The sequence below is a fragment of the Caballeronia sp. BR00000012568055 genome, assembly GCF_029439455.1.
GTDB lineage: Bacteria > Pseudomonadota > Gammaproteobacteria > Burkholderiales > Burkholderiaceae > Caballeronia.
Genome location: NZ_JAQFVG010000055.1, coordinates 1 through 5,541, shown reverse-complemented (window position 1 = coordinate 5,541; position 5,541 = coordinate 1). Strand labels below are relative to the sequence as shown.

Here is a 5,541-nt window from a genome sequence, read left to right as displayed (position 1 = left end):
AGGGGCTCGTTTAGCTCGGTCAAGCAACTGATCAAACGTATCGATCAATTCGTCTCCCACTACAACGAAAACTGCAAACCGTTTGTCTGGACCGCGTCAGCCGATTCGATCCTCGAAAAACTTCACAGACTTTGTTCGCGAATCAGCGGAACGAGACACTGATATGTATTTGACCTGTCCAGTGGTTTATAAAAGATTCTGGTTTGTACAATGTGTTGGTAGCAGAACGGACGGTATGCCGACGGTTGATCAGTCTGATATGCGCGGGTTGGGTACCGCATGACAACCGATTCGTCGGGGAGCTGCCTCGCTCTAGGTTCGAGGATCAATCCATTGCCGGATGCCTCATAGTGTCCACGAGGGTTCTCCCACCGTTGTCCATTCTGCTACCGACGCATTGCACGTACATGACCGGTGCTCCTAGCGATTGGGCACAGGCTGTGGCAACTCCTGTCCTATTGCCCATATGAAGCCGCTCAGTTCACGTGCGACCGCGGTACATGCCTGTACTTTTAGTTTCCCCTTGCCCTCCATTAGTCGATAACGCGCACACAAGCGTTTCTGTGCCTTCCAAGCAATGTCCTGCACTGCTTCGGAGGTTCGCTCTGCACGGCGTTGCAGATGGGCGGTTTTTCTGGCTGGATGGCGATAGGTCCAGGACGCTTCCACCAGCACTCGACGAACGTGAGCATTGCCGGTCTTGGTGATCGCGCCGCGCGATTTGGTGGCTCCGCTGGAGTGCTCGCTGGGCACCAGACCCAAGTACGCCATCAATTGCGGAGCACTGGCGAAGCGCTTCAGATCACCAATCTCGGCGACCACCGTCGTCGCAGTCAACAGGTTGACGCCGCGCAGCGCCATCAGGCCTTCGATCACCGGCCAGAACACCGATTCACTCGCCGCGCTTTCGAGTTGCGTGTCCAGTCCGTCGATACGCTTGCTGAGCGCTTTGACGGTATCAACATATTCCTGAAACACGATCTGCTGAACTGATTGGTTGAATTGTTGCTCTTCCAGCCATCGATAGTGCGCCTGAGTCCAGTTGCTCTTTCCGCTATAGCATTTGCCATATCGAAGCAGAAAGGCACACAAACGTTGCTTAGCCTGGCGCTGAAGATGCTTCATGTCCTCGCGCGCTCGGGTCAAGTCGCGTAGCCCTTCCTGCGCATCGTCGGGAACCCACACTGCAGTCAGTTCTCCGGCTCGATGCAAGCGCGCCAGCATAAGACTATCGCGGCGATCGGTCTTGACCCGCTCGCCTGTTTTCCTTGGAATCAGAGACGGTGCGACAACCTGGCAATCCCAGCCGAGGTCACTGAGCTGCCGATGGATTCCATATCCGCATGGGCCTGCCTCGTAGCAAAACGAGAGATGCGCGTCTCCTTTTCTCAACTGCCGAACCAGCTTTTCGATCGCCTCCGGTGTGTTCGCAATCTCCCCAACATAGCGAACCTCACCTCCGTTCGCATCGGCTACAGAAACCGCAATCGTCGCCTTGTGAACATCCATCCCAACGAACTTGCTAAACTGCTTCACGACCTGCTCTCCTCAATTGCGGCTCTGAGCCTTCGGTTCTTCGGAGCCTCAAGCTTAACCCGCGTCGCTTGAGGTACAGCAGGTCCAATACATTGTGTCTAGCGGTGCGCATAAATACACGATACGTGAATGAGGGCGTTCTGTTTTGTTGGACATTCGATGCACCGCGGAAGGGTTAAAAAACGAGCGCAGCTGAGGAAGGCGTGCCGCCCGCTGAAGGCCACATCGACCTGACTATCGCTCTTAGGACGGTTCATGAACTCGCCGTGGCTGAAGGCGACCTCGGTTATGAATATTGGCACACTGTGGGGAAGCTTCTGAGTCGGGCGAGCTTGATGCAAGCCGAGATCGATTCGCTGAACAAGGATCTGGAACGATGTCGTGCGATGCTCGATAGAGCAAAGTGAAAGGAGCACGGAAGAGGGAAAGTTTTTCCATCGCGTCTCGACTGCGCGTGCACGTCCGGCTCTCAAGCAGGCTGCCAAGGCGATGATGACGACAGCTTCACATTGGACGTTCGTCGGCGGTAGCGCCGCTGCGGCTTGACGTTGTCCACAGAAATTGTGGGCAAGCCTGTGGAAAACAGAAGCGTTCTCGGTCGTTGGTCCGCGCTAGCCCTGATCGCGGCGCGGGCCAAACCACCTGCCGCTGCGGACACCTCGAGACGTGAGCATCATCGTTTAACCCGGCGCACACCGTCTTAGGATCTTTTTCCATCCATTAGGGGCACTCGTGGCGTCACGGAGAATGTCGAGATATTCGTCGTGATCCACACGATCATCCGGCGGCAACGAGAGTTTGGGGTGCTGCTCGAGCGCCGCTTGCCGTTGTCGGACACCGGCGGCCAGCGAGAGAATCCGGCTGTAGGCCTCGCATGCGTAGGCAAATGTCTCGCGCTTGTAGTAATCGACGTTCAGCAAGAATTCCTTCTGGCGTCCCTCGTTTAGCCCGACGGTCGCTCGTTTGCAGTTGTGGAAGACATGTGCTGCTTCATGGACGACGAAATCTGCAGATGGATCTGTTTCTTCGAAATACGCCATTGAGACATAGCACGTGGTCTCTTCGCTTAGTCCAACGATGTCTGTCGCCTCTTGCGACAGCGCAGGCGCACCGACACCGGCCAAATAGGTGTTGGCCAAGTCCCATGCTGTCGACAACCACGTTTGCTGCGTAAGAACTTCGGCGATGTTGTCGGGGGTGAGGAACACGACGCTGCACGCAAGCGTATCGAGGATGATGGAGCGCTCGTCGGCGGGAAACAGCCCGTATACCATCGGCGAGAGCTTGTTGTGCGTCCACGCATGCAAGTCGCCCGGCAAAGTCACCTGGCTGCCGAAGCCGTGCGCTCGCCGAAGCGTTTCTTCCACGAGCGCTGTTCGCAAGCAGTGCGTGGCCCGTTGCGCGACGTCGACAAAATTGTCGCCAGGCCAGCCCGTGAAGTTGCTGTCGTAGTCGCCACTATCGAGGTAGCGCTTCACTCCGCATCGGAGCCACGCCGGCGTGCCGACTTTCGGGCTCTGATAGTCGCGGTCTGCGACATTCGATGGCACTTCCATATTTTGAGAGTCGGTAGGTGCGGAGGGACAAAGCTCGAAGATACCGTGGAATACGACGCGCTTCAAATGGTTGCGCAATATGCCTTCAAAGGCGTCTTCTTGGTTTGCTGCTTGATACGTTCGAGAGTCATTCCTGCAATTGGAAGAGTAAGTGTGCTGTTGAATCAATAGTAGCGCAGCCAAGCGGTTGTTCTGCAGCGAACGCTGCGTTTGCGCACCCCACATTGTCGCGCTCGGCACGGCGATCTCGCCGAACGTATCGCGTTCCATGCGAACATCTTCGTCATTTTGGACTCCGCTTGACTGGAAATGGTCCGGGGAAAGGCGGGGCCGTGCGCGCTTGACAACTCGTCCGTCTACAACCGCCCGTCGATCAGCGTTCGCCGCGGGCGGGCTTCGCCGTCTTCTCGACGGGCACCGGTGGGGGAGCGGGCGCCGCCGGCTGCATGCCGAACAGACCCTGATCGCCCGTTACCGCGACGTTTCTGTCCTGATGTTGGTGAGCGTGCCCGGTATAATCCGCAGAATTACCAGAACCTGTTCGCGGGGAAAAAAACCCGCCGTAGATAAGCCTGCCTCTCACCAGCCGCTCACTGACAGCGAATTCGACCGTCTCGAAGATTTTCTCGCCTCTATTGAAAATCCGGCGATGAACATTGAAACGCTTGACGGCTTTTTCGCAGGATTGATCTGCGGTCCTGACGTGGTGTTTCCAAGCGAGTATCTGCCAACGATGTGGGGAGAGGGCGTTTCGTTCGAGAGCGACGCGCAAGCTGCCGAGATCGCCGAGCTTCTAACCCGCCACTGGAATGCAATCAGATCAGAACTCGAGCGCGCGCTTCGTGAGCCGAACGTTTACCTCCCCGTATTGCTCGAACAGGAAGACGGCGTAGCTTCAGCAAACGACTGGGCGCATGGCTTCATGCAAGCTGTGCAACTAAGGCCGGACAATTGGAGCGAACTCATCGAGGATGAGGTCCATGGCGGACCCATGGTGGCGATCATGATGCTACATCATGAGCACGACCCCGACCCACAGATGCGGCCACCGAAAATCTCTCCTGAAAAGCGCGAAGACGTCGTAAAGACGATGATTGCTGGCCTGACTCACATTTACCGGTACTTCGACCCGCAGAGGCGGGCGTCGGCGAGCATGGCGCTCCACTCGTCAATCGGCCGGGAAGGACCGAAAATCGGACGTAACGAACCGTGCCCGTGCGGTAGCGGCCGGAAGTACAAGCAGTGTTGCTTGGATAAGCCGCGGACACTTCATTGATTGACGTTGTGTATCGGCTCCTGGATTGATGTATCCAAGATATTTGAAGATGGCGGGCGTTTCTTCGAAACGGCACTCGACGAAATTTGACTCGCCGTTGTAAGGGAGTCGACGTACGCTGTGGTAGCCGCCTTTGTCGAGAGCGGTGTTAGACGCACAGCGACCGGAGGATCGAAGGTGCGCAGCTACTTGGCACCTTTGTGCGAGCGCAAGCGCCATGCGGTCGGCCAGCGACGGCTAGACGAAAACGCTTGCTCCGCAGAAAGTTGGTGCTCGCAACCTCCGTGAGTTGGCTTTAGGCCTGGCTTTGTTTTGAGCCGCCGACGTCATTCACCTGCGATGCGATCACAAGACTCGTGTGTGGCAGCACGAACCAGGCAAGCCCGGCGAATAACACCGCGAGCAGCCGCTCGAAGTGCTGCCCAGTCCATGGAAGCACTGGAGAGGGCAAACTACGACTGACCTTCGCAACCAGGCACATCATCGAGTTCAGTTAGCCAAGAGAATCGACGCTTCATCCAGATCTGCCGCGAGGGAGACCCGAGTTCATATCGTTGAGTCAGCGCCCCGATTCTCAGTGAATATGTCTGCGGGGTTTCTGCGGCACAGGCATAAACCGGCCCTCCGCAGTTCTCGCAAAATGCGTGGATGCGCTTTGCTCCGCTGTCGGCAATTTTTAGGTATTTTCGAGGCATACCCGAAACAATTCGGAAGGACCCCGCAGGCGCTGGGATATTGGCTCGAAAGACCGAGCCAGATTGCCTTTGGCAATCCGCGCAATTACAGATGACCACGTTGCCCGGTTCTACCTCTGCTTCATACTTAATCGCACCACAGTGACATTGACCATCGACTTTCATCTTTGCTCCAATGCGAAGTTCGACATGGCATGCCCTCGGATGGTAACAGCTCCAGCGGCGCCACGCCCGGGTCTGCTGTCCACCGCCTCTACCGTTCCATTCACCTAAGACACCCCGCCCTTGCGTACACGCGTGACAGGCGAAGAAATGCCTGTGTGAAGTTCCGCCCATCGGAACCAATTTCAAAAATATTGACGATGACGGCCTTAGTGTTTACATTCATGATCGACGAACCGGAGCGGTGCAGGTACGACGGATCTCGACTGTGTTGAACAGATAAGACGTGTGAGGTTGGGAATGCTTGGAAGGAAGA

The 5,541-nt window shown here is 56.5% G+C and carries 4 protein-coding genes and 1 pseudogene; 2 read left to right on the top strand and 3 right to left on the bottom strand.

From position 1 onward, the window contains the following. Positions 1 to 162 (top strand): annotated as a pseudogene (locus P7F28_RS04115) (IS630 family transposase); the annotation flags it as partial. A gap of 258 nt (positions 163 to 420) precedes the next feature. Here P7F28_RS04115 and P7F28_RS04110 read toward each other — a convergent pair. Next, positions 421 to 1,509, bottom strand: coding sequence for an IS110 family transposase (locus tag P7F28_RS04110; RefSeq protein ID WP_277183168.1), 1,089 nt, complete (start codon positions 1,507 to 1,509; stop codon positions 421 to 423). 707 nt (positions 1,510 to 2,216) lie between these two features. Continuing rightward, positions 2,217 to 3,362 (bottom strand): hypothetical protein, encoded by a 1,146-nt coding sequence (locus P7F28_RS04105; RefSeq protein ID WP_277183166.1) that lies wholly within the window; start codon positions 3,360 to 3,362, stop codon positions 2,217 to 2,219. Between the two features lie 70 nt (positions 3,363 to 3,432). On the opposite strand from P7F28_RS04105, the gene P7F28_RS04100 reads away from it, so the two are divergent. Next, a complete protein-coding gene (locus P7F28_RS04100; protein ID WP_306805739.1) occupies positions 3,433 to 4,368 on the top strand; it encodes a UPF0149 family protein in 936 nt (311 codons plus the stop codon). A 452-nt stretch (positions 4,369 to 4,820) separates the two neighbouring features. Here the strand turns inward: P7F28_RS04100 and P7F28_RS04095 are convergent, their stop codons facing one another. Beyond that, on the bottom strand, positions 4,821 to 5,228 hold the full coding sequence (locus P7F28_RS04095; protein ID WP_277183165.1) for a GFA family protein: 408 nt from the start codon (positions 5,226 to 5,228) through the stop codon (positions 4,821 to 4,823). Positions 5,229 to 5,541: the final 313 nt, after the last annotated feature.

Excerpts from the sequence above, each read along its gene's own strand:
- P7F28_RS04105 (WP_277183166.1), bottom strand. The coding sequence starts at position 3,362 with ATGGAACGCGATACGTTCGGCGAGATCGCCGTGCCGAGCGCGACAATG.
- P7F28_RS04095 (WP_277183165.1), bottom strand. The coding sequence starts at position 5,228 with ATGAAAGTCGATGGTCAATGTCACTGTGGTGCGATTAAGTATGAAGCA.
- P7F28_RS04110 (WP_277183168.1), bottom strand. The coding sequence starts at position 1,509 with ATGGATGTTCACAAGGCGACGATTGCGGTTTCTGTAGCCGATGCGAAC.